Source organism: Sulfitobacter sp. SH22 (genome assembly GCF_965641905.1).
Lineage (GTDB): Bacteria > Pseudomonadota > Alphaproteobacteria > Rhodobacterales > Rhodobacteraceae > Sulfitobacter.
In genome coordinates this window covers 2,077,463-2,099,921 of sequence record NZ_OZ282573.1, presented here as the reverse complement: position 1 = coordinate 2,099,921, position 22,459 = coordinate 2,077,463, and the positions used below count along the sequence as shown (strand labels likewise).

Annotated in this window: 21 protein-coding genes and 1 tRNA gene; 19 read left to right on the top strand and 3 right to left on the bottom strand. The window is 58.3% G+C overall.

Going from position 1 to position 22,459, the window contains the following annotated elements:
• Positions 1-197: 197 nt before the first annotated feature.
• Positions 198-890, bottom strand: a complete 693-nt coding sequence (locus ACSQ13_RS12435; protein ID WP_295511764.1) for an HAD family hydrolase — start codon at positions 888-890, stop codon at positions 198-200.
• Between the two features lie 89 nt (positions 891-979).
• Between ACSQ13_RS12435 and clpS the strand changes: the two genes are divergently transcribed.
• The 4 genes from clpS to hemF are packed head-to-tail and all read left to right on the top strand — an operon-like array spanning position 980 to position 4,099.
• Entirely contained in the window at positions 980-1,321 is a 342-nt protein-coding gene (clpS, locus tag ACSQ13_RS12430; protein WP_176250771.1) for an ATP-dependent Clp protease adapter ClpS, read from the top strand.
• Between the two features lie 3 nt (positions 1,322-1,324).
• Positions 1,325-2,317: a class I SAM-dependent methyltransferase gene (locus ACSQ13_RS12425; RefSeq protein WP_176250770.1), complete on the top strand. Its 993-nt coding sequence runs from the start codon at positions 1,325-1,327 to the stop codon at positions 2,315-2,317.
• A 31-nt stretch (positions 2,318-2,348) separates the two neighbouring features.
• Positions 2,349-3,149 carry an SDR family NAD(P)-dependent oxidoreductase gene (locus ACSQ13_RS12420; protein ID WP_176250769.1) on the top strand — a complete coding sequence of 267 codons (801 nt, stop codon included), beginning with the start codon at positions 2,349-2,351 and terminating at the stop codon, positions 3,147-3,149.
• Between the two features lie 56 nt (positions 3,150-3,205).
• On the top strand, positions 3,206-4,099 hold the full coding sequence (gene hemF / locus ACSQ13_RS12415) for an oxygen-dependent coproporphyrinogen oxidase (protein ID WP_176250768.1): 894 nt from the start codon (positions 3,206-3,208) through the stop codon (positions 4,097-4,099).
• A 140-nt stretch (positions 4,100-4,239) separates the two neighbouring features.
• Here the strand turns inward: hemF and ACSQ13_RS12410 are convergent, their stop codons facing one another.
• Both ACSQ13_RS12410 and hemC read right to left on the bottom strand, forming a co-directional pair.
• Positions 4,240-4,806: a fasciclin domain-containing protein gene (locus tag ACSQ13_RS12410; RefSeq protein WP_176250767.1), complete on the bottom strand. Its 567-nt coding sequence runs from the start codon at positions 4,804-4,806 to the stop codon at positions 4,240-4,242.
• 102 nt (positions 4,807-4,908) lie between these two features.
• A complete protein-coding gene (gene hemC, locus ACSQ13_RS12405; protein WP_295511766.1) occupies positions 4,909-5,862 on the bottom strand; it encodes a hydroxymethylbilane synthase in 954 nt (317 codons plus the stop codon).
• Positions 5,863-5,971: 109 nt separating this feature from the next.
• Here hemC and hemE point away from each other — a divergent pair, with 109 nt between their 5' ends.
• From hemE to ACSQ13_RS12330, 15 genes are all read left to right on the top strand, one after another.
• Complete coding sequence (gene hemE / locus ACSQ13_RS12400; RefSeq protein WP_295511768.1) at positions 5,972-7,021, top strand: uroporphyrinogen decarboxylase; 1,050 nt, start codon at positions 5,972-5,974, stop codon at positions 7,019-7,021.
• A gap of 62 nt (positions 7,022-7,083) precedes the next feature.
• Positions 7,084-7,160: transfer RNA gene (locus tag ACSQ13_RS12395), tRNA-Met, on the top strand.
• A 435-nt stretch (positions 7,161-7,595) separates the two neighbouring features.
• On the top strand, positions 7,596-8,609 hold the full coding sequence (locus ACSQ13_RS12390) for a TRAP transporter substrate-binding protein (RefSeq protein WP_435988250.1): 1,014 nt from the start codon (positions 7,596-7,598) through the stop codon (positions 8,607-8,609).
• An 85-nt stretch (positions 8,610-8,694) separates the two neighbouring features.
• Complete coding sequence (locus ACSQ13_RS12385) at positions 8,695-9,276, top strand: TRAP transporter small permease (protein WP_176250763.1); 582 nt, start codon at positions 8,695-8,697, stop codon at positions 9,274-9,276.
• Between the two features lies 1 nt (position 9,277).
• Positions 9,278-10,597 carry a TRAP transporter large permease gene (locus ACSQ13_RS12380; RefSeq protein WP_176250762.1) on the top strand — a complete coding sequence of 440 codons (1,320 nt, stop codon included), beginning with the start codon at positions 9,278-9,280 and terminating at the stop codon, positions 10,595-10,597.
• An 81-nt stretch (positions 10,598-10,678) separates the two neighbouring features.
• Positions 10,679-12,493, top strand: a complete 1,815-nt coding sequence (locus ACSQ13_RS12375) for a feruloyl-CoA synthase (RefSeq protein WP_176250761.1) — start codon at positions 10,679-10,681, stop codon at positions 12,491-12,493.
• Positions 12,494-12,579: 86 nt separating this feature from the next.
• The gene (locus ACSQ13_RS12370; protein ID WP_176250760.1) at positions 12,580-14,124 is read left to right on the top strand and encodes a benzoate-CoA ligase family protein; all 1,545 of its coding nucleotides are present in this window, start codon (positions 12,580-12,582) and stop codon (positions 14,122-14,124) included.
• Complete coding sequence (locus ACSQ13_RS12365) at positions 14,124-14,948, top strand: alpha/beta fold hydrolase (protein ID WP_295511770.1); 825 nt, start codon at positions 14,124-14,126, stop codon at positions 14,946-14,948. The genes ACSQ13_RS12370 and ACSQ13_RS12365 overlap by 1 nt, the downstream gene beginning before the upstream one ends.
• The gene (locus ACSQ13_RS12360; protein ID WP_295511772.1) at positions 14,949-15,377 is read left to right on the top strand and encodes a DUF309 domain-containing protein; all 429 of its coding nucleotides are present in this window, start codon (positions 14,949-14,951) and stop codon (positions 15,375-15,377) included.
• 145 nt (positions 15,378-15,522) lie between these two features.
• Entirely contained in the window at positions 15,523-17,181 is a 1,659-nt protein-coding gene (boxC, locus tag ACSQ13_RS12355; protein WP_176250757.1) for a 2,3-epoxybenzoyl-CoA dihydrolase, read from the top strand.
• 70 nt (positions 17,182-17,251) lie between these two features.
• Positions 17,252-18,703: a benzoyl-CoA 2,3-epoxidase subunit BoxB gene (gene boxB, locus ACSQ13_RS12350; RefSeq protein ID WP_176250756.1), complete on the top strand. Its 1,452-nt coding sequence runs from the start codon at positions 17,252-17,254 to the stop codon at positions 18,701-18,703.
• Between the two features lie 94 nt (positions 18,704-18,797).
• The gene (gene boxA, locus ACSQ13_RS12345; protein WP_176250755.1) at positions 18,798-19,970 is read left to right on the top strand and encodes a benzoyl-CoA 2,3-epoxidase subunit BoxA; all 1,173 of its coding nucleotides are present in this window, start codon (positions 18,798-18,800) and stop codon (positions 19,968-19,970) included.
• Positions 19,971-20,396: an acyl-CoA thioesterase gene (locus tag ACSQ13_RS12340; RefSeq protein WP_295511775.1), complete on the top strand. Its 426-nt coding sequence runs from the start codon at positions 19,971-19,973 to the stop codon at positions 20,394-20,396.
• 77 nt (positions 20,397-20,473) lie between these two features.
• Positions 20,474-21,364 (top strand): helix-turn-helix transcriptional regulator, encoded by an 891-nt coding sequence (locus ACSQ13_RS12335; RefSeq protein WP_176250753.1) that lies wholly within the window; start codon positions 20,474-20,476, stop codon positions 21,362-21,364.
• Positions 21,361-22,404: a 3-hydroxyacyl-CoA dehydrogenase family protein gene (locus ACSQ13_RS12330; RefSeq protein WP_295511778.1), complete on the top strand. Its 1,044-nt coding sequence runs from the start codon at positions 21,361-21,363 to the stop codon at positions 22,402-22,404. Before ACSQ13_RS12335 ends, ACSQ13_RS12330 begins: the two co-directional genes overlap by 4 nt.
• Positions 22,405-22,459: the final 55 nt, after the last annotated feature.

Here is a 22,459-nt window from a genome sequence, read left to right as displayed (position 1 = left end):
TATTAAGGTAAGCATACCACATGTCGTTTTTTCGATAAACCCTTTGGAAACAAGGATTGCATCAAAAGGTGAATTTTGTGTGAGGCATATTTAGCGGCGGGGCAGCGCGACACCACTACTGGGGCGATTGTGGCGGGAATGTGGCAGGAATTGGGCGGAAATAATGCGAATCTTACGCCGGTCGGGCTGCGCAAATTTTAGGCTAAAACTTGTTCCAATTTTGACAGATCCGCGATTTGGCGAAAGCGCGGGGAATCATCGGGTGTTTCGGCATGCTCAAGCGCCCAGGTTTGACCGTGCGGGACATGCACGCCCCATCCGCCGGCATCGACCATCGGAACAACGTCGGATTTCACCGAATTGCCAACCATCATGCCCCGCGTCGCCCCGTCACCGTATTGGTTGAAAATACGCGTATATGTCGCGGGATTTTTGTCGGACACGATCTCTATCCCGTCGAACATGCCGCGCAAACCCGAGAGCGCGAGTTTGCGTTCCTGATCCAGCAAGTCGCCCTTGGTAATGAGCACCAGTTTATAGCGCCCCTGAAGTGCCTCGAGGGTTTCCCGGGCGTAGGGCAGCAGGTCAACGGGGTGGGACAGCATTTCGCGCCCGGCATTCAGGATTTCGGCGATGACGGGGGCGGGGACCTTGCCGTTGGTGACCTCGATCGCGGTTTCAATCATCGACAAGGTGAAACCCTTGATGCCAACGCCGTAGTGCGGAATGTTTCGCCGTTCCGCAACAAGAAGCCGGTCCATCAACGTGGATGGGTCGGTGTGGTCGTGGAGCAGGTCGGCGAAATGATCCTGGGTCAGGACAAAATAATGCTCGTTGTGCCAAAGAGTGTCGTCGGCATCGAACCCGATCATGGTTACCCGTTCGGCCATCTTCTCAAGACCCTCTTTTCTAATTACCGTTACAGTCTATATAGACCCACACACGACTCACTTGAACCTCCCTTGTAACAGGAGCAGCAATGCGCCTTGATGACATATTGATGGCTGGCAAGGATCGCGACGACGAAGACGTCGATCTGTTGACCAAAGTCAAACCCAAGACGAAACGGCCGCCGCTTTACAAGGTGATGCTGCTGAACGACGATTTCACGCCGATGGAATTTGTTGTGCACGTTCTTGAACGTTTCTTTGGCCTGAACCATGCCCAAGCCTTCGAGATCATGCTAACGGTTCATAAAAAAGGGTTGGCTGTTGTTGGCGTATTCAGCCACGAAATCGCGGAAACCAAAGTGGCCCAGGTCATGGATTTCGCCCGGCGGCATCAGCATCCGCTGCAATGCACCATGGAAAAAGAAGAGTAGCGCTTGATTGATGCACGTTTGGAGCTGGCGCTTGACGGCGGCGGCCTTGATTTACCGGCAGAGGGGACGATTGCCGTCTTCCAGCCGCCCCGAGACAGCGATCTGCCCGGTTTGGCCAAAGATCGCGTTCAGATTATCCAGGATTTTAAACCCGATTACGACGCATGGGTCGCTCGTGGCTATGATGTGGTGCACAGCATCGCGGGCCGTTATGCGGCCTGTATCGTCTGTCTGCCCCGCGCCAAGGCCGAAGCGCGCAAGATGATCGCTGACGCCTGCGAGGCGTGCGACGGTATTGTCGTTGTGGACGGTCAAAAGACCGACGGTGCCGACAGTATCCTGCGCGAGATGCGCGCCCGCGTCACGATCCAGGGTCCGATCTCGAAGGCCCACGGCAAGATGTTCTGGATCAGCGAGCCCGCCGCCGATTTTTTTGTGGATTGGAAGCAAGGGCCCGAAATGACCGAGGGCGGGTTCTGGACCGCGCCGGGTGTTTTCTCAGCGGATGGCGTCGATCTGGCTTCGGCGCTTTTGGTGGATGCACTACCGGAAAAACTGGGGGCCGAGGTCGCCGATCTGGGGGCTGGCTGGGGTTTTCTTTCTGCCCATCTGCTGACCCGCGAAAGCATCAAAAAGCTGTACGTGGTCGAAGCCGGACATATGGCGTTGGAATGCGCCCGCCGGAATGTCAGTGACGACCGCGCCGAATTCCTGTGGGAAGACGCGACCACCTGGAAGCCGCCACACCAGCTGGACGCTGTTGTGATGAACCCGCCGTTTCACACCGGACGCGCCGCCGAACCCCAGATCGGGCAGGCATTTGTTGCAGCCGCAGCGCGTATGCTGTCAGGTCAGGGCAAGCTGTGGATGGTCGCGAACCGTCACCTGCCCTATGAGGCCGAGCTGAAAACTCGCTTTGCCCATGTCGAGGAAATCGGCGGGGACGCGCGGTTCAAGCTGTTTCACGCCGCGCGCCCTTTGCGTAAACGTCGCTAAGCGCCGGTTGGCGTCATAAGGAACGAGTTTCATGTCATTTTCGATAAAAGGCAAAAACGTCATCGTGACAGGCGCGGCAAACGGGATTGGCCTCGCTATTGCGCGGCAGTTTGCTGACAAGGGTGCCAATGTGATGTGCGCGGACACCGATGAAAAGGCGTTGGCCGAAGAGCTGGGCGATGCAAAGGACGAGGGCAACATCCGTTTCTTTGCCGGCGATCTGCGCCAGCGCCTGACCATTGCCAATCTGGTTTCAGCGACAATCGACGCCTTTGACGAGGTGGATGTGCTGGTCAACGCATCGCGGCAGTTCTTGCCGACCGAGGCGTTGAACGGCGAGGACACCAGCGTTGAAACGCTGTGGCAGGAAAACGTGATGACCGCGCTGCAACTGACGCAGCAAGTGTCGAAACGGATGATCAAGCAATCCGAAGACCGCCCGGATGGCCCGGTGGGCAGCATTATCAACCTCAGCTCGATCGCGTCGCGGCACACGCGGCCGGAATTGATGGCCTATTCAATGGCCGCCGCCGCGCTTGAACAGATGACACGGTCGATGGCGTTGGCATTGGCCCCGCACCGTATCCGCGTGAATGCCGTGGCTTTCGGGTCGGTGATGAGCGGATCACTAAAGGCATCGGTGGCAGAAAACCGTGAATGGCGCGATGATATCCGCAGCCATACGCCACTAGGTCGCATTGCATCGCCGTCAGAACTGACCGACACCATTCAATATCTGGCGGCGGACAGCTCGAGCTTTATGACGGGCGGAGTGATCGTGGTGGACGGGGGCCGTTCGCTTCTGGATGCGGCGGATGCGCCTGCGCATTAGCGGTTCGTTCCCTTTCGCAGGCATTGCGCAGCGTGAGCACAGATAAGGTACGAGATATGACAGACAGTTTCGACACAGAGAAATCACGCGCGGCGGCCTGGTTTCACGAATTGCGCAACCAGATTGTGGATGCGTTTGAAGGGCTGGAAAACAGCCATGATGCTGGGCCTTTGGCCGATGCGGCCCCCGGCAGGTTCGAGGTCACCCAGACGACCCGCAGCAGTGAAGACGGGTCGGATGCTGGCGGCGGGTTGATGAGCGTCATGCGGGGCGGCCGCGTGTTCGAAAAGGTCGGGGTCAATATATCGACGGTCTATGGCACTTTGGGCGAACGCGCGCAGAATGCGATGGCGGCGCGCAAGGGCATTCCGGGGATGAAGGACGACCCGCGGTTCTGGGCATCCGGCATCAGTCTGGTCGCGCATATGCAAAACCCCCATGCGCCCGCGGTTCACATGAACACCCGCATGTTCTGGACGCCCCATGCGTGGTGGTTCGGGGGCGGATCGGATTTGAACCCTTGCATCGAATATGCCGAAGACACTGCGCATTTTCATGAGCAGCAAAGGGTGCATCTGGATCCGCATGGCGCGGAGCTGTACCCCAAGCTGAAGGCATGGGCGGATGAATATTTCTATATCCCGCACCGCAACCGCGCCCGGGGTGTGGGCGGTATCTTTATGGATGATCATTGCACGGGCGATTGGGGCGCGGATTTCAAGCTGACCCAGGACATCGGCCGCGCCTTCCTGCCCGCCTATCTGCCCTTGGTGGAAAAGCGGCGCGTGCAGGATTGGACCGAGGCCGACAAGGATGCGCAGCTTGTGCATCGCGGGCTCTATGCGGAATATAATCTGGTCTATGACCGCGGGACGAAATTCGGGCTTGAGACGGGGCATGATGCCAATGCCGTGTTGATGAGCCTGCCGCCTTTGGCGAAATGGGTGTGACCTGCCGCTAGGGTCGATGGGGGCCAGCCCCCGTCCTTGCGGACTCCCCCGGGATTTTTGACCATTTGGAAGATGTAGAAAGGGCCTCCCGCGTTTGTGTAACGGGGAGGCCCTTGGACGTTTAATAGAGCCGTTGCGCTTTATTGTTTGGGCAGCATCACGCCGTCGATGACATGGATCACGCCGTTGGATTGTTTTACATCCGCGATTGTGACGAAGGCAGCGTTGCCGTTTTCATCGACCAGTTTCATTTTGTCGTCGGCATAGGAGGCTTGCAATACGCAGCCGCCCAGTGTCGGAACGGGGTGTTCGCCGCCGTCATCATTGATCATGCCTTGCAGGGCTTCGGCCATCACGGCTTTGCCGACCACGTGGCAGGTCAGAATTTTTGCCAGGGTGTCTTTGTTTTCCGGCTTGAGCAGCATTTCGACTGTGCCTGCTTCAAGGCGGTCAAAGGCGGCGTTGGTTGGGGCGAACACGGTGAACGGGCCTTCGCCGGACAGAGTTTCGACCAAGCCGGCAGCCTGGACCGCTGCGACCAATGTGGTGTGGTCTGCGGAGTTAACAGCGTTTTCAACGATGTTTTTTTCAACGGACATTTCTGCGCCGCCGACCATCGGGTTCATGGCATGTGCATCTGCGAATGCAGCGCCGGCGGTGAGGGCCAAAGCTGCTGTGGCGGTCATCATTTTTTTCGTGAAAGTCATGGTATGCTCCTGAGTTTCTATGTGCCGACCGTTGATCGGTCATGTCCTATTCACGGGCAGGGCAGACAGAGAGTTTCAGGAGATTGATAATATTTTGAAAAATTATTTTGGCCCATGCCAGTCAAAGAAATGTGGGCCTGCCTGGGACAGCAGTTCCTGGGCCAGATCGACGCCCATTTGCCCGCCGTCGGATATGGGGCCGCTGCGGCTGCCTGCGATCACTTCGGAGCCATCGGGGCGCAGCACCTCGCCGCGCAGGTACAGTGTGTCACCGTCGAGCGTGGCCAGCCCGGCGATAGGCGTTTCGCAAGACCCGTCAAGCGTCAGCAGGAAGGCGCGTTCGGCGATCAGGCGCTGGCCTGTGGGCGCGTCATGGATCGCGGCAAGCAAGGCTTGGGTGTCCACGTCACCTGCGCGGCGTTCGATGCCGATGGCCCCCTGGGCGACCGCGGGCAGCATGTCGGTGTCGTCGATCGGGGTGGCGGGGACGTTTTCCATGCCCAGTCGGTTCAGGCCCGCCATGGCAAGGAAGGTGCATTCGGCCACACCGTCAGCCAGCTTGCGCAGACGGGTTTGAACGTTGCCGCGGAATTCGACGACCTGCAAATCTGGGCGTTTGTGCAGCAATTGCGCCCGGCGGCGCAGGCTTGAGGTGCCGACGACCGCGCCGTCGGCCAGTTGATCCAGCGCAGAGAGCAGCGGGGCGACAAAGGCGTCGCGCGGGTCTTCGCGCGGCAGGAACGTATCCAGCAGCAGGCCGCCGGGCTGGATCGTCGGCATGTCTTTCATCGAATGGACGGCGATGTCGATCTTGCCGGCCAGCAGGTCTTCTTCGATCTCGCGGGTGAACAGGCCCTTGCCGCCGATTTCCTTGAGGGGGCGATCCTGAATAAGGTCGCCGGTGACCTTGATCACCACAATCTCGAACGCGGTCAGCGGCAGGTCGAAGGCGGTGGACAGGCGCGCGCGGGTTTCGACCGCTTGAGCCATCGCAAGAGGGGAGCCACGGGTGCCGATGCGCAGGGGGTTCTGAGGGGTGGGCAGGGTCAAGGTCATGAAGTTCTCTTTGGGCAAGTCAATTTTGTGCGACAATGGGGCACCCGCGCCTTGACTTCCAGCCCTCACATCTTGACCAAAGGCAAAAGTTTTCCTGAGGAGCCGACACATGGCGCAGACAACAGCCCCAACCAAAACCATTTTGCGCGCCTTGGCGGGTGAAACGCTGCCGACACCACCGATCTGGATGATGCGTCAGGCGGGCCGCTATTTGCCCGAGTACAAAGCCACCCGTGCCGAGGCAGGGGATTTCCTGTCGCTGTGCTATAATCCCGACCTTGCGACCGAGGTGACCTTGCAACCGATCCGGCGGTACGGATTTGATGCCGCGATCCTGTTTGCCGATATTTTGCTGGTGCCCCAAGCCTTGGGCGCTGATCTGTGGTTTGTCACGGGCGAAGGGCCGCGGTTGTCGACGGTTACAACCCAGGCCGATTTCGACAAGCTGAAACCTGTCGATGTGATTCACGAGACGCTGAACCCCATCTATCAGACCGTGCGCAACCTTGCGGGGGCCTTGCCGCCGGAAACCACGTTGATCGGCTTTGCGGGCGCGCCATGGACTGTGGCGACCTATATGATCGCGGGGCAGGGCACCAAGGACCAAGGGCCGGCGCATCAGTTGCGGATCAATGACAACCCGTTGTTCGAATCGCTGCTGAACCTGATCACCAAGGCGACGATCGAATATATGTCGGCCCAGATCGAGGCCGGTGCCGAAGTCATGAAGATTTTCGACAGCTGGGCGGGGTCGCTGTCGGGCGAGGCCTTCCAGAAATATGCGTTGGAGCCAGCCCGCGAGATCACGCAGGAGCTGAAGAAACGTCACCCCGGTATTCCGATCATCGGTTTCCCGCGCGAGGCGGGCGACCAGTACATCGGTTTCCACAAAGCCACCGGTGTGGATTGTGTGGCCTTGGATAACTCCGTCTCTGCTGAATGGGCTGCTGCGAATGTGCAGGTTGACGGCTGTGTGCAGGGTAACCTTGCGTCACGCCATATGGTCACCGGCGGGCAGGATCTGATCGACGAGACACGGGCGATTGTGAAGGCGTTTTCCAAGGGCCCGCATATCTTTAATCTAGGTCATGGCATCACGCCGGACGCCGATCCGGACAACGTTCAGTTGATGATTGATACGGTTCGCGAAGCAGGTTGATGACATTAGATTGGTTTTGGCCCTTGACGGGGGCCAAGGCCCGTCATATTCGAAGCGCCGATGGCGTTATAGCTCAGTTGGTTAGAGCGAACGACTCATAATCGTTAGGTCCCTGGTTCAAATCCAGGTAACGCCACCATCACCCCCTCCGCTCAGATTTGCCTTTGTGACTGTGTCACCGCAAAATATGTGAATTATTCTGCATTTTTGCGTCATTTCGTTTGACGGTTACAAAATCCCGGCAGTTAATTTGCATGAAAGTGCAGAATTGCACTTTTCAAGAAACGTTGGAGACGCAGAGCGCAAAAAGTAGCATCGAAAAGATAATGACAAAGATTGTTAGATGGCCTAACAATATTGCGAAAGAAACGCTAGGTCACCTGATCCAATTCAGGGACATGCTGTTCAGGGGAGGTTGAGCTGATGGATTCTCGTACAGTGCTTATGTGCGATGGTTGTGCATCTGATCTTTTTCCCCCAACTAATGCGATCCAATCGGAAAGCCCGCCGTCGAGCGGGAACCGTAACGACCAACAATAACGGGAGAGATCAAATGATGATGAGAAGAACTATGATGGGTGTCGCAGCAGCCGCGCTTGCCGTCGGGATGAGCGCAACAGGTGCTTTCGCGCAAGACGTCACTTTGCGCCTGCACCAGTTCCTGCCGCCACAAGCCAATGTGCCAAAGCAGGTTCTGGACGTGTGGGCCGACAAGGTTCAGGCAGACAGCGGCGACCGCATCAAGATCGAGCGTTACCCCTCCATGCAGCTTGGCGGTAAGCCACCGGAGTTGATGGACCAGGCGATTGATGGCGTGGCCGATATCGTATGGACCGTTGTCGGGTATACACCGGGCCGTTATCCGTCGACCGAAGTGTTTGAACTGCCCTTCATGGTGGGCGACGCGCGCGCTGCCAGCTCTGCTTATTGGCAGATGTTTGAAAAGCACATGAAAGACACCGAATTCAAAGACGTGCACATCTTGGGCACATGGGTTCACGGCCCCGGCTTGCTGCACACCAACAAGGAAGTGCGTACACCTGCCGATATGCAGGGCATGAAGATCCGTGGCGGTTCGCGTCTGGTGAACCAGCTTTTGGAAACCACCGGTGCAACGCCTGTTGGTATGCCCGTTCCGGCGATTCCCGAAGGCCTGTCCAAAGGTGTGATCGACGGGACAACCATCCCGTGGGAAGTCACCACAGCCCTGAAAGTGCCAGAGCTGGTCAAGAACCACACCGAATTCGCGGGGTCTGCCTTGTACACGCTGACATTCGTGCTGGCGATGAACAAAGACAAGTATGACAGCCTGCCAGACGATCTGAAAAAAGTCGTTGATGACAATTCGGGCCTGGAATTCTCGGTCTTTGCTGGTGGTACGCAAGCGGATGCCGATGGCCCCGCGCGTCAGATCGCCGTTGATCTGGGCAACAACATCGTGACCTTGTCCGATGAGGAAACCCAGGTTTGGCGCGAAACAGCGCAGCCGATCTATGACAGCTGGGTTGCCGACATGAACAGCAAAGGCATCGACGGCCAGGCGCTGATCGACGAGGCCAAGTCACTGATGGACGCTTACGGCAAATAAGCTGCCGACGATAAAAACAGACCTGTGGCGCGACAAACGCCGCAGGTCTTTCGCCTTAAAGATTTCCAAACATAAGAGATGTCACATGCATCGGCTGATCCAGTTTCTTGCCCGGTTTACCGCTGTTATCGGGGGGATCGTTCTGACGGCGTTGATCCTGATGACAACGTTTTCGATCATTGGGCGCGCAATCAACAAAGTGCTGCACAATGAATTCTTTCAAACCCAACTCAGTGGTCTGTCGCAAGCCTTGCTTGATCTGGGCGTCGGCGAAATCAACGGCAATTACGAACTGCTCGAGGCCGGCATCGCCTTTGCGATCTTCTCGTTCCTGCCGATTTGCCAGTTTAACGGATCCCATGCGAGCGTGGATGTTTTCACCTCGTTCCTGTCACGCAAGGTGAACCGTTGGATTGCGGCCTTTTGGGAAGTCGTTATGGCCGTGGTGATCATCCTGATCATCTGGCGCCTGTTCGAGGGGATGCAACGCTACATCGGCAATGGCGAGACGACGTTGTTTCTGCAATTCCCTGTCTGGTGGGCCTATGCCGCCAGCTTTGTTGCCGGGATTATCTCGTGCATCGTGGCGGTCTATTGTGCTGTGATCCGGGTGATCGAAGCTCTCAGAGACGAAAATTTTCTTCCTAGCGAACAAGGGGCACACTGACGTGACCAATCTAGAAATGGGCTTTTGGTCCTTCCCTGTGCTGTTGTTGATGATCTTTTTGCGCGCGCCGATCGGCCTTGCCATGCTGCTGTGCGGCTTTGGCGGCTGGTTTTTCGCGATGGGCGGTAATCCGACCCCGCTGTTGGCCAAGCTGAAATCAGAGACATACACGACATTCTCGAGCTATTCCTTGTCGATCATTCCGATGTTCCTGCTGATGGGGCAATTCGCGACCCTGTCCGGCATGTCCACCGCCTTGTTCAAAGCGGCAGAAAGCTTCCTTGGGCATCGTCGCGGCGGTGTTGCGATGGCCGCTGTGGGGGCCTGTGCGGGCTTTGGTGCCATCTGTGGCAGTTCGCTGGCGACAGCGGCAACCATGTCCAAGGTCGCCCTGCCGGAACTGCGCCGCTATGGGTATTCGGGTGGGTTTTCCACCGCGACACTGGCAGCGGGCGGCACCTTGGGCATCTTGATCCCGCCATCGGTGATCCTGGTGATTTACGCGATCCTGACCGAACAGAACATTGCCAAGCTTTTCCTGGCGGCGTTCATCCCCGGTATTCTGGCGGCCCTTGGCTATATCGTCACGATCTCCATCTATGTGCGGCTGAACCCGAACTCTGCCGGTACGCGCCCTGCGGTGCCGATGGCAGAGCGGTTCAAGGCCTTGGCAAACACATGGCCGGTTCTGGTGATCTTTTTCATCGTTGTCGGTGGTATCTATCTGGGGTGGTTCACCCCGACCGAAGGCTCTGCCATCGGTGCGGCGGGTACGGGTCTGGCGGCGTTGCTGGCGGGCAGTCTGAACTGGTCGGTGCTGCGCGAAAGCCTGCTGGGCACGGCGAAAACCACCGGCATGATCTTCTTTATCGTGCTGGGGGCGGGGTTCTATAACGGGTTCCTTGCGCTTTCGGGTGTGCCGCAGTTCATGGCCGACTGGGTTGTCAATCAGGGCTATAGCCCGTGGTTCGTGCTGACGATCATTCTGGTGTTCTACCTGATCTTCGGCTGCCTGATGGACAGCTTGTCGATGATCCTGCTGACGGTTCCGATCTTCTTTCCCGTCATCTCGGCGATGGATTTCGGGATGAGCACAGAACATCTGGCGATCTGGTTCGGTATTCTGGTGCTGATTGTGGTCGAGGTGGGGCTTATCACGCCGCCGGTGGGGATGAACCTGTTCATCATCAACTCGATGGACCGCGAAACCCCGATGACCGAAACCTACAAGGCGGTGATGTATTTCGTCGGGTCCGACATCGTGCGCGTGATCATTCTGGTGATGTTCCCCGCGATCACCTTGTTCCTGTTACCCGGCTAGATCTGGCCCTTTCCCCGCGCTTCGGCGCGGGGCGCTAACGTTTATCAGGTCCGCCTTGTCCGGCGCGGCCAAGGAGGATTCATGACCAATAGTTCCAATCTTATACCGCATAAGGTCATTCGAACCGATCGGCCTGACGGATCCATTTTGTTGGAGTCAGGTTACGATCTGGGCCCCGTTGCCCGCTGCACAGGCGACTGGTTGCATGAATGGGCGGCATCGGCCCCCGACAGGGTGTTCCTGGCGGAGCGGTCGGGCAGTGGCTGGCGCACGGTCAGCTATTCTCAGGCGCTTGAAATGGTACGCAGCATTGCGGGGCATCTGTTGTCGCGCGATCTGGGGCCGGAAAAGCCCATTCTGATTGTGTCGGGCAACAGCATTGATCACGGGCTGCTGTCGCTGGCGGCGCAATATGTCGGCGTGCCGACCGTCCCCGTGGCCGAGCAATATTCGTTGATCCCCGCCGCCCTGCCGCGTCTGGATTATGTGGCCAAGCTGGTAAAGCCCGGCATGGTCTATGCGTCTGATGCCACCCAATACGCAGGTGCCTTCGGGCTGGAGAGCCTGAGCAGTGCTGAAAAGCTGTCGTCCTTGCCCGGTGCCACGGGGGCGACTGATTTCACCAGCCTGCTGACCCCAAGCGACGCGGATGTGGATGCGGCCTTTGCCAAGATCACACCGGACACCTTGGCGAAAATCCTGATGACCTCGGGGTCCACGTCGGACCCAAAGGGGGTTTTGACCAGCCAAAAGATGATGACCACGAACCAGGCGCAACTGGCGCAGGCCTTGCCTTTTGTGACGGCACGGCCCCCGCAACTGGTGGACTGGCTGCCGTGGAACCACGTGTTTGGCGGGTCGCATAACTTTAACCTGATGCTGGCAAACGGTGGCAGCCTGTATATCGACGAGGGCAAGCCCGCGCCGGGGATGTTTGACAAGACCCTTGCCAATCTGCGCGAGATTTCCGGCACGATCAGCTTTAACGTGCCGGTTGGATTTGCCCAGCTTGTCAGCGCGCTGAACGACGACAAACAATTGCGCGACCGCTATTTCGCCGAGCTGGATATGATTTTTTACGCCGGTGCGTCCCTGCCGCAGGCGACATGGGCCGAACTGGAACGGCTGGCCATGGAAACCCGCGGGAAGTTGCCGCTGATCAATTCGTCTTGGGGGTTGACCGAAACCGCGCCTGCCGCGCTTTTGCAGCATGAACCCGCAAAAGGCGCTGGTATCGTGGGCGTGCCGTTGCCCGGTGTGAAGGTGAAACTGATCCCCGATGCCGACGGGCGCTGCGATGTGCGCGTGGCGGGGCCGACAATCACCAAGGGCTACCACGACAACCCCGCAAAAACAGCCGAGGCATTTGACGAAGAAGGGTTCTTTGTCACCGGCGACGCGATGCGGTTGATTGATCCGACCGACCCTGCGCGGGGGCTGATGTTTGACGGGCGCATGTCCGAAGACTTCAAACTGATGACCGGCACCTGGGTGCGCGCGGCGCAGTTGCGGCTGGATCTGCTGGCCGCCTTGGCCCCTTACGTGTCTGATCTGGTGCTGACGGGGCAGGGCCGCGAGGAAGTGGGCATGTTGCTGATCCCCAACCGCGCGACGATTGCCGCGCAAGGCTGGGATGTGTCCGACGATGGCGGGGCACTGGTTTGCGCGCCGCTGATGGACAAGATCGGTGCCGTGATGAAAGAGCTGGCGGCAAAGACAACCGGCAGCGCGGCGCGGGTGACGGGGGCCGTGATCATGGCCGATATTCCGTCCATGGGCGACGGGGAAGTGACCGCCAAAGGCAACCTGAATTTCCCGAAAATCCTGATGCGCCGCGCCGATCTGGTTAACCGTATCTATGACAGGGCTGATCCCGCGCGCATATCGGCGGTTTGATGCAATAAAATGCCCAATGTCGCAGGTTTACTTGCGACATTTTGTCATAAGTGCACAATAAAGCATCTACGTTTGGGAGGACTAAGATGACCGTCGTCACCGCGCATGCGAATGCTGTTACCTATTTTGTCGACCGCCACCCCGAAGAAGGGCGCGGGGACAAGATTGCCTTTCGCGAAATTGGCAGCGGCAGGGCGCTGACCTACGGCGATATGGCTGTGGGTGCGGGGCAGATTGCTGGTGCCTTGGCACGCGCTGATATCCGCCCCGAAGAACGCGCCGCGATGCTGGTGCTGGATCAGATCGAATTTCCGCAAATCTTTTGGGGCGCGATAAAAGGTGGCGTTATTCCGGTGCCGTTGAACACGCTGCTGGCGACGTCGGTCTATGACACGATCCTGCGCGATTCTCGCGCTGCTATTCTATTTGTCTCGGCTGAACTGTGGGACGTTGCCAAGGGCGCGGTCGCGGGCAACCCCTATCTGCGTCATGTGGTCGTGATCGGGGATGCCCCTGCCGGCACAACCAGTTTTGAGGATTTCAAGGCGGGGGCTGAGGCCCGCGAAACCATGGCTGTCAGTCCCGACGAGGTGGCATTCTGGCTCTACTCCTCGGGGTCTACGGGGCAGCCGAAAGGCGTGGCACATGTGCATTCGGCCTTGCGCGCGACATCGGACACTTACGGCAAACAGGTGCTCGAGATTGCCGAAGATGATGTGGTTTTTTCGGTCGCCAAGCTCTTTTTCGCCTACGGGCTGGGCAACGCGATGACCTTCCCGCTGTCGGTCGGTGCCACGGCCCTGTTGCTGGCGGGGCGTCCGACACCGGATGGTGTGGTCGCCTTGTTGAACGCTGAAAATCCGACGGTGTTTTGCGGTGTGCCAACGCTATATGCGGCGATGGTTGCGCATATGGATAAATCAGGTGGCCTGACGGCACCGTTGCGCACCTGTATCTCGGCTGGCGAAGCGTTGCCCGAAGAGGTCGGCCTGCGGTGGGAAAAACATGTCGGCACCAGCATCCTTGACGGCGTTGGATCGACCGAAATGCTGCACATCTTTCTGAGCAACCGGAAGGATGATCTGGTCTATGGCACCTCGGGTGTTGCGGTGCCCGGATATGCGCTGCGTCTGGTGGATGAAACGGGCGAGGAAGTGCTGCCCGGCGGGGTCGGCGAATTGCTGGTCAACGGGGCCTCGTCTGCCAATTCATATTGGAACCAGCGCGAAAAATCCCGCAGCACATTCGAAGGTGTCTGGACCCGCACGGGCGACAAATACGAGTTGGGCGAAGACGGCAGGCTGACCTATTGCGGGCGCACGGACGACATGTTCAAGGTGTCCGGCATCTGGCTGTCACCCTTCGAAGTGGAGGGTGCGCTGGTCAGTCATCCGCGTATCCTTGAGGCCGCCGTGGTGGCCGTCGAAGACGCCGATGGTCTGGAAAAACCCAAGGCATTCGTGGTGTTGAAAGACGGCGAGGCGGACGAGGCCTTACTGCTTGAGCTGAAAAATCACGTCAAAGACAAGATCGGTAAATGGAAATATCCGCGCTGGATCGAGGTGGTGCAAGACCTGCCCAAAACGGCGACGGGCAAAATTCAGCGGTTCAAACTGCGGGAGGAGAAGTGATGGGTGTGACTTGGTCAAACGAGGCGGGCTTGCATCTGACGGCGGGCGGAAAATCACTGGAATATGCGGCATGGGGCCCCAAGCCCGCTGACGCACCAACATTGGTTTTGCTGCACGAAGGCTTGGGCAGTGTGGCGCTGTGGCGTGATTTCCCGCAGGCTTTGGTTGATGCCACGGGGTTTGGCGTGCTGGCCTATTCAAGGGCCGGCTATGGCGCGTCCGATCCCGTCGATCTGCCACGCCCGTTGGATTATATGACCCAAGAGGCCCTGCATTCGGTAGGCGACGTGCTGGACGCCGCAGGGATCGAACACGCGGTTCTGTTGGGTCATTCCGACGGCGCAACAATCGCCACGATCTATGGCGGTTCGGTGTCTGACATGCGTGTTCGGTCGCTGATCCTGATGGCCCCGCATTACTTTACCGAACCGATGGGTTTGGCCGCGATCAAGGCGGCGGGCGATGCCTATGCGAGTGGCGGGCTAAAGGAAAAGCTGGCCAAATATCACACAAATGTCGATGTCGCATTCAACGGGTGGCATGGCGCGTGGACCGACCCCAAGTTCGAGGCGTGGAATGTCGGCGACAGCATTGACCATCTGCGCATTCCGGTTCTGGCCATTCAGGGGCGCGATGACCCCTATGGCACACTTGCCCAGATCAGCGAGATCGAGACGCGGATTTACTCACCCGTCGAGACATCGATTTTGGACAACTGCGGCCATGCTCCGCATCTGGATCAACCACATGCGACACTGGATGCAATCCGCGAATTCTGCGCCCGCCTTGACCGGATCGAGCGTGAAGTCGTGCAGATCGCCTAGATGTTTCGCGCCGTGGTCCCCTCGCACGCCTATGTGCCGGGTCAAACCGCGCGGCATCCGGACGATTGGTTCGATGTGATAAAGGCCAGCGTGTCCAGCGGTGTTTCGGTGGACACACTGGACCAGACGGAGGCGTGGAAGGCCGGGCTCTATTATTTCCACGCCGGGTATTTCTGGGAATGTCACGAGGTGCTTGAGGCCGTCTGGATGCGCACAGACGATCCGTCGCCCGAAAGAGCCATGACACAGGCGGTCATTCAACTGGCCAACGCGCGGCTGAAGTTGCGGATGGACCGACCGAATGCAACGCAAAGGTTGTGCGGCATTGTCGATGATCTGCTGGCGCAATGCGCAGGGGCCAAGACGATTCTGGGGATTGAGGTCAGGGATGTGGCAAGCTGGATGGCTGAGACACGCAAAATGATTTAGATGCGATATGATGCATAAAACTGTGGAGATATCGACCAGTTTGCAGATTTTTGTGGCAATATGATGCCATAATTGGGATTGATCTAGAAATTGGCCGGGCCTGATATGCGATGTATCGGGTGGGCCCCGCTTAGGGAGACTGCACTTGACCAAGATTATTGATTTCCAAACCGACCCCTCGAAATACCGCCATTGGAAGATTGAATATGACGGTCCGATCGCGAATCTTTACATGGATGTCGATGAAAAAGGCGGGCTGTTCGAAGGCTATGAGCTGAAGCTGAATTCCTACGATCTGGGCGTTGATATCGAGCTGGCCGATATCGTGCAGCGGATGCGGTTCGAACACCCCGAAGTCAAAGTCGTGGTCATGCAGTCGGCCAAGGACAAAGTGTTTTGCGCCGGTGCAAACATCCGGATGTTGGGCGGTGCCGCGCATAGCCACAAGGTTAACTTTTGTAAGTTCACCAACGAGACCCGCAACACATTCGAGGCCGCCCTGGCTGACAGTGGCCAGAACTACATCTGCGCTGTCAAAGGGGCTTGCGCGGGTGGTGGTTATGAACTGGCGCTGGCGTGCAACTATATCATGCTGACCGATGACAGCACATCGTCGGTGTCCCTGCCCGAGGTACCTTTGTTGGCGGTTCTGCCGGGCACAGGCGGTCTGACCCGCGTCACAGATAAACGCATGGTGCGCCGTGACCGCGCCGATGTGTTCTGCTCGATCGAGGAAGGCATCAAAGGCAAGCGCGCCAAGGATTGGCGTCTGGTGGATGAGGTTATCCCGAATTCCAAGTTCAACGAAACCGTGGTCGAGCGGGCCAAGGAAATGGCTGCAAAGTCCACAAAGGCCGATGTGGCGCAGGGGATTGAACTGACACCGATCACGCGGACATTCGCGGCAGATGGCATCAGCTATTCCACTGTCGAAGTCGTTCTGAACCGCGATGCGAAACGTGCGACGGTGACGATCAAAGGCCCAGATGCGGCAGCCCCTGCGGATATGGATGCGCTGGCAGCACAAGGTGCGAATGCATGGATTTTGCGCTGCGCCCGAGAGCTGGACGATGCCATCCTGCACCTGCGCAACAATGAAAAAGAACTGGGCCTGATCGAATTCCAGACCCAAGGCGACCCTGAACTGCTGGTCGCGCATGAGGCGCTGTTGCTGGCCAACAAGGACCACTGGCTGGCCAATGAAATCCTGCAATACTGGAAGCGCCTGCTGAAACGTGTCGACATGACGTCGCGCAGCTTGGTCGCGATTGTCGAACACGGATCGTGCTTTGCCGGGCCTCTGGCCGAACTGCTCTGGTCAGTCGATCGCAGCTATATGATGCTTGAGGAGTTTGACGGCGATAACCGCCCCTTGGCGACAGTGACCCTGACCGACGGCAACTTTGGCACCTATAAAATGGGCAATGACCTGACCCGTCTTGAAACACGTTTCCTGGGTACGCCCGAAGACATCGCCAAGCTGGAAGCGCTGAAAGGTGAACCACTTGAGGCCGAGTCCGCCGACGAGGCCGGTTTGGTCACTTATGTCTATGACGACATCGATTGGGAGGACGAGGTGCGCCTGTTCATGGAAGAGCGCGCCAGCTTTAGCCCCGATGCAATGACGGGAATGGAAGCGAACCTGCGCTTTGCCGGCCCTGAAACCATGGAGACCCGCATTTTCGGCCGCCTGACCGCTTGGCAGAACTGGATTTTCCAGCGCCCGAACGCGGTAGGGCCAAATGGTGCGCTGCAACGCTACGGCACAGGCGTGCGTGGCGAATATAATATGGAACGTGTGTAACGGGCCCGGATTTTTCAAAAAATCCGTCCCAAAATCTTTGAAAGATTTTGCCCCACCGAGGAGAAAACGAATGCTCGACCTGATCAACGTAAGCTACGACACCCAGATCCCCAATAACGTGAACCTGAGCCAGGACAAGAAGGTGCTGAAGGCCCTTGAGAAATGGCACCCCGGATACATCAACTGGTGGAACGACCTGATCCCGCAGAACTTTCAGGAATCGATGGTGTATCTGCGCACAGCCGTGTCGGTAGACCCCAAAGGCTGGGCGAAATTCGACTATGTGAAGATGCCCGAATACCGTTGGGGTGTTCTGCTGGCCCCCGCCGTCGAAGATCGCAAGATCCCGATGGGTGAACATTACGGCGAACCCGCATGGCAGGAAGTGCCGGGCGAATACCGCAACATGCTCAAGCGCTTGATCGTCATTCAGGGCGATACCGAGCCGGGGTCTGTTGAGCAGCAACGCTTCCTTGGTCTGACCGCGCCGTCGCTTTATGACATGCGCAACCTGTTTCAGGTCAACGTCGAGGAAGGCCGCCACCTTTGGGCGATGGTTTATCTGCTGCAAAAGTATTTCGGTCGCGATGGCCGCGAAGAAGCGAATGATCTGCTGGTCCGGTCCTCGGGGTCCGAAGACAGCCCGCGCATGTTGGGTGCCTTTAACGAAGAGACGCCGGATTGGTTGTCCTTCTTCATGTTCACCTATTTCACCGACCGCGACGGCAAGATGCAGCTGGAATCTCTGGCTCAGTCCGGTTTCGATCCGCTGTCCCGCACCTGCCGTTTCATGCTGACCGAAGAAGCACACCACATGTTTGTCGGTGAAACCGGTGTGGGCCGCACCATTCAGGCAACGCTCGAGGCGATGAACAAGGCGGGCATCACCGACCCCTATGACATCAACAAGATCCGCGATCTGGGCGTCATTGACCTGCCCACGATCCAGAAAAAGCTGAACCTGCACTATACCTTGTCGCTGGACCTGTTCGGCCAAGAGGTGTCCACCAACGCAGCGAACGCCTTCAACTACGGGATCAAGGGTCGCTATATGGAGCAGCGGATCGACGACGATCACAAGCTGCAAAACGACACCTATTCGGTGACCTCGGTCAAGGATGGTAAGATCATCACCGAAGACGTGCCTGCGCTGACCGCGATCAACATGCGTCTGCGTGACGACTATGTGCGTGATGCCGCCGGTGGTGTTGGCCGCTGGAACAAGCAGATCGCCAAGGCCGGCGTTGATTTCGAATTCAAGATGCCGCACGAAGGGTTCCACCGTCAGATCGGCGTGTTCAGCGCCGTGGCTGTTGACCCCGATGGCAACATCATGTCGTCTGACGAATGGCACAAGCGCAAGGACGAGTGGCTGCCGACCAAGGCGGATGGCGACTTTATCCAGTCGTTGATGGTACCGTGCTACGAGCAGGGCAAATACGCCAGCTGGATTGCGCCACCCAAGGTCGGGATCGACAACAAGCCCGGCGACTTTGAGTATGTAAAGTTGCACATGGCCTAAAGGGCGCGGTGGGGTACACCCACCCTACGAAGACAACACAGGTGGGTGGGCTTTGGTCCGCCCATCCGCACATAAAGCCGCAGGAGCCGTCGCCATGAACCAGCCCGTCAAACAGCACCTCATTGATCCCGAAATTTGCATCCGGTGCTATACCTGCGAGATGACATGTCCCGTGGGGGCCATCGAACATGACGACAACAATGTCGTGGTCAATTTCGATACCTGCAATTTCTGCATGGATTGCATTCCGGTCTGCCCCACGGGGTCGATTGATGAATGGCGCGTGGTTGATGTGCCCTATTCTCTGGAACAGCAGTACGAGATGGACGAGCTGCCCGATCAGGAAGACATTCAGGTCGCGACCCCGTCGGGCGACGAGGCTGACCCCATTGCGGCGCTGCTGGCCGAGGCGCATAAAGGGGCTGGCGGCAAGGCCAAGGCCCCCGCAACCGCCAGCAAGCCTGCCGTGAACATGTACAACCTTGGCAAGCCCGCCAAGATGAAGGTGCAGGGCAATTATCGTCTGACCGACGATCCGGACCATGACGTGCGCCACATCATCCTTGATCCCGGTGCGTTGCCGTTTCCGGTGCTCGAAGGGCAATCCGTCGGCATCATTCCCCCCGGCACCGATGCCGAGGGCAAGGCGCATCTGCCACGGCTATATTCCATATCCAGCCCGCGTGACGGCGAACGCCCCGGCTATCACAACATTTCACTGACCGTGAAACGCGAGGCCAAGGGGCTTGCGTCGAATTTCCTGTGCGACCTTGAAACCGGTGCCGAGGTCGAGGTGACAGGCCCCTTTGGTGCGACCTTCCTGATGCCCAGCGATCCGCAAGCGCATCTGTTGTTGATCTGTACCGGCACCGGGTCTGCGCCCATGCGTGCCTTTACCATGCAGCGTCAACGCAGCGGCGCGACAGGCGGCATGACCATGTTCTTTGGCGCGCGCACGCCCAAAAGCCTGCCCTATTTCGGCCCGCTCAAGAAGGTGCCCGAAAGCTTGATGAAGCAGCATCTGGTGTTCAGCCGCGAGGCTGGCAAGGACAAGGAATACGTTCAGGATCGCATCATTTCCGAACAGGATGCCGTGGCCGAACTTTTGGCGGATGACCGGACCTATATCTATATCTGCGGGTTGCGGGGCATGGAAGAAGGTGTTGAAAAGGCGATGACTTCAATCGCCGAAAGCATGGGGCAGCAATGGACCGCATTGCGCGATGCCATGCGTGAAGACGGCCGCTATCATGTGGAAACCTACTGAATGACCGATACCCCCTTTGTGCATGAAATCCGCGTAACCTGGGGCGATTGCGACCCTGCGCAAATCGCCTATACCGCGCGTTTGCCGTGGTTCGCGCTGGATGCCATCAATGCGTGGTGGGAGGAACATTTCGACGGTGAAGGTTGGTTCCAGATGGAAATCGACCGCAACATGGGCACGCCCTTCGTGAACCTGTCGATGGATTTCCGCAGCCCCGTCACCCCGCGCCACCGTTTGATGTGCGAGACCTATCCGACGCGGCTGGGCGAAAAGTCGATCACCTTCGGGATGAAAGCCTATCAACACGAGGTGCTGTGTTTCACGGGCAGTTTCACCTGCGTGTTCACCCAAGCAGATGTGTTTAAAAGCATGCCCGCCCCCGACCGTATTCGCAAAGTGGTTGAGCCGTTGATCCGCGACGCCTGATGCACTTTTTTGCAGATTTTGGTTGATCCGTTGGGTTGACGGTCTAATCTTGCATTATTGTTCATTAAGGGATGCCTATGTCCGACACGGTTCTTCCGGCAAACCCCGGTGACGCATTAATTCAGCGGCTTGCGGCGCGGGTGCGTGATGCGCGTAAATCCAGAGGATTGCCAAGGCGCGTTCTGTCCGAGATGTCAGGCGTGTCGCCGCGCTATCTTGCCCAGCTTGAGGCGGGCGAAGGCAATATATCCGTCATTCTGTTGCAGCGGGTTGCAGCGGCGCTGGACCTCAAGGTCGAGACATTGCTGGCCGAGACTGTTCCGCTTGATCGTGACGTCGAGCGGGTCGCGCAATTGTTCAGCAAAGCCAGCGCCGATGTGCAGCAACAGGTCCGTGCGCTGCTGTCGACCCAAAGCCCCGCCGCCTTGCGGGCAGGGCGGATTTGTCTGATCGGTCTGCGTGGCGCTGGAAAATCAACGCTTGGAAAGCAGGCAGGCGAGGCGCTTGGCCTGCCGTTCGTCGAGTTGAACAAGGAAATCGAATCCGCGTCCGACATGCCCATCGCCGAAGTGATGGCGCTGTACGGGCAGGAAGGATATCGCGAGCTGGAAGCCGAGGCGCTGGACCGCGTGGGTGCCAAGCATGACCGGATGATCCTTGCGGTCGCAGGCGGGATCGTCGCCGAAAGCGCGACCTATGCCCGGCTTTTGCAGCGGTTTCATACCATCTGGGTCCACACCAGCCCGGCGGAATATATGCAGCGGGTACGTGCACAAGGGGATGTGCGCCCGATGGAAGGCAACCCGATCGCGATGACCCAGCTCAAGAACTTGTTGGACACGCGCACCCCGCTGTACGAGCGCGCGGATGCGCAGATCAATACATCCAACCGTCCGGTCAAAACCTCGTTGAAAGACCTGCTGCGTATCATCGAAAAGCGCCATTTTCTGGACGTGCACGACGGGTGACGGCATCGTCTGAAAGCCATGTGGTTTTGTACGGCCTTGGCAGCGCCAGCGCGGATTTGATTCAGGCGTTGTGCAAGGCGGGGGTCAAGACAACGGTGGTTGAACAAGACCCCGACGATGCGACCCGTGTGCGCGAGATTTTGGGCCGGCGGCTTGCTGACGCGACAGTTCCCGTGACAACAATCGTGGACCCGTCATGCAGCGTGTTTTTGTGCCGGTCGGTTGATGCATCCAAAGCGCCAAAGGGGGCGTTGGTTGTGGTGCTTGACGGGCCCCATGAATTGGCTGCCGTTCCAGATCAAACCCGTAGCGTTGCGATGGACCTATTTGACCCGCGACTGGTCGAAATCGATTTGGGAAGCGCCTCTGCCGACCGGCAAGCCGAAGCTGTTGCCTTTGCCAAGCTGCTGGGTGTTCCAGTCCTGCAAAGCACCGGGCATGCCTTCGCCGGAACGGTGTTGCAGGACGCCGCACTTGCTTTGGTGGATCGGCTGTTGCTTGTCGGGGTAACCCCGTGGGAGCTGGACGAAGCGTTGGAGGACGCGGGCTTTACCGAGGGGCTTTTAAAGGCGCAGGATCATATCGGCCTTGAAGTCGCCTTTGCCCGTCGCAGGATGGCAGGCACCGATCTGTTGGTGGCCGACCGCATGGTCCGCGAGGGCCGCTTGGGGCGGTCGATCGGCGTGGGGTGGTATCGCTACCCGGGCGGGGGCGGGGCCGTAATCGACCCGCTGATGGAAGACATGATCGTCGAGGAAGCCCGCTTTGCCCGGATCGCGGAGCTTGATATTTCCCCTCAAGACGCCGCCGGGGCGCTGATACTCGGCGTTATCAATGCGGCAAGTTCATTGCTACAGGAAGGCGTGTCGCTGGAAGAACTGGACCAGTTGGCGTTTTACAAACTGGGCCTGCCGCAGATCACGGCGCGCGCGCGCGCGATTGGATACACCGCGCTTGTGCAAAGGCTAAAGGCGCTGGAGCGTATCGACATAGGCCTATGGGGCGCGTCCCCTTGTCTGCCCCGGATTTTCGCGGCCTGACAGGAAGCCCGACACCAAAAAAGGGCCACGAAATCGCGGCCCCTTTCCCAAAATT

Excerpts from the sequence above, each read along its gene's own strand:
- hemC (WP_295511766.1), bottom strand. The coding sequence starts at position 5,862 with ATGACCTTGACCCTGCCCACCCCTCAGAACCCCCTGCGCATCGGCACC.
- boxA (WP_176250755.1), top strand. The coding sequence starts at position 18,798 with ATGAACCAGCCCGTCAAACAGCACCTCATTGATCCCGAAATTTGCATC.
- ACSQ13_RS12375 (WP_176250761.1), top strand. The coding sequence starts at position 10,679 with ATGACCAATAGTTCCAATCTTATACCGCATAAGGTCATTCGAACCGAT.
- ACSQ13_RS12365 (WP_295511770.1), top strand. The coding sequence starts at position 14,124 with ATGGGTGTGACTTGGTCAAACGAGGCGGGCTTGCATCTGACGGCGGGC.
- hemF (WP_176250768.1), top strand. The coding sequence starts at position 3,206 with ATGACAGACAGTTTCGACACAGAGAAATCACGCGCGGCGGCCTGGTTT.
- ACSQ13_RS12435 (WP_295511764.1), bottom strand. The coding sequence starts at position 890 with ATGGCCGAACGGGTAACCATGATCGGGTTCGATGCCGACGACACTCTT.
- ACSQ13_RS12390 (WP_435988250.1), top strand. The coding sequence starts at position 7,596 with ATGGGTGTCGCAGCAGCCGCGCTTGCCGTCGGGATGAGCGCAACAGGT.
- boxB (WP_176250756.1), top strand. The coding sequence starts at position 17,252 with ATGCTCGACCTGATCAACGTAAGCTACGACACCCAGATCCCCAATAAC.
- clpS (WP_176250771.1), top strand. The coding sequence starts at position 980 with ATGCGCCTTGATGACATATTGATGGCTGGCAAGGATCGCGACGACGAA.
- ACSQ13_RS12335 (WP_176250753.1), top strand. The coding sequence starts at position 20,474 with ATGTCCGACACGGTTCTTCCGGCAAACCCCGGTGACGCATTAATTCAG.
- ACSQ13_RS12340 (WP_295511775.1), top strand. The coding sequence starts at position 19,971 with ATGACCGATACCCCCTTTGTGCATGAAATCCGCGTAACCTGGGGCGAT.
- ACSQ13_RS12410 (WP_176250767.1), bottom strand. The coding sequence starts at position 4,806 with ATGACTTTCACGAAAAAAATGATGACCGCCACAGCAGCTTTGGCCCTC.
- hemE (WP_295511768.1), top strand. The coding sequence starts at position 5,972 with ATGGCGCAGACAACAGCCCCAACCAAAACCATTTTGCGCGCCTTGGCG.
- ACSQ13_RS12420 (WP_176250769.1), top strand. The coding sequence starts at position 2,349 with ATGTCATTTTCGATAAAAGGCAAAAACGTCATCGTGACAGGCGCGGCA.
- ACSQ13_RS12370 (WP_176250760.1), top strand. The coding sequence starts at position 12,580 with ATGACCGTCGTCACCGCGCATGCGAATGCTGTTACCTATTTTGTCGAC.
- ACSQ13_RS12360 (WP_295511772.1), top strand. The coding sequence starts at position 14,949 with ATGTTTCGCGCCGTGGTCCCCTCGCACGCCTATGTGCCGGGTCAAACC.
- ACSQ13_RS12385 (WP_176250763.1), top strand. The coding sequence starts at position 8,695 with ATGCATCGGCTGATCCAGTTTCTTGCCCGGTTTACCGCTGTTATCGGG.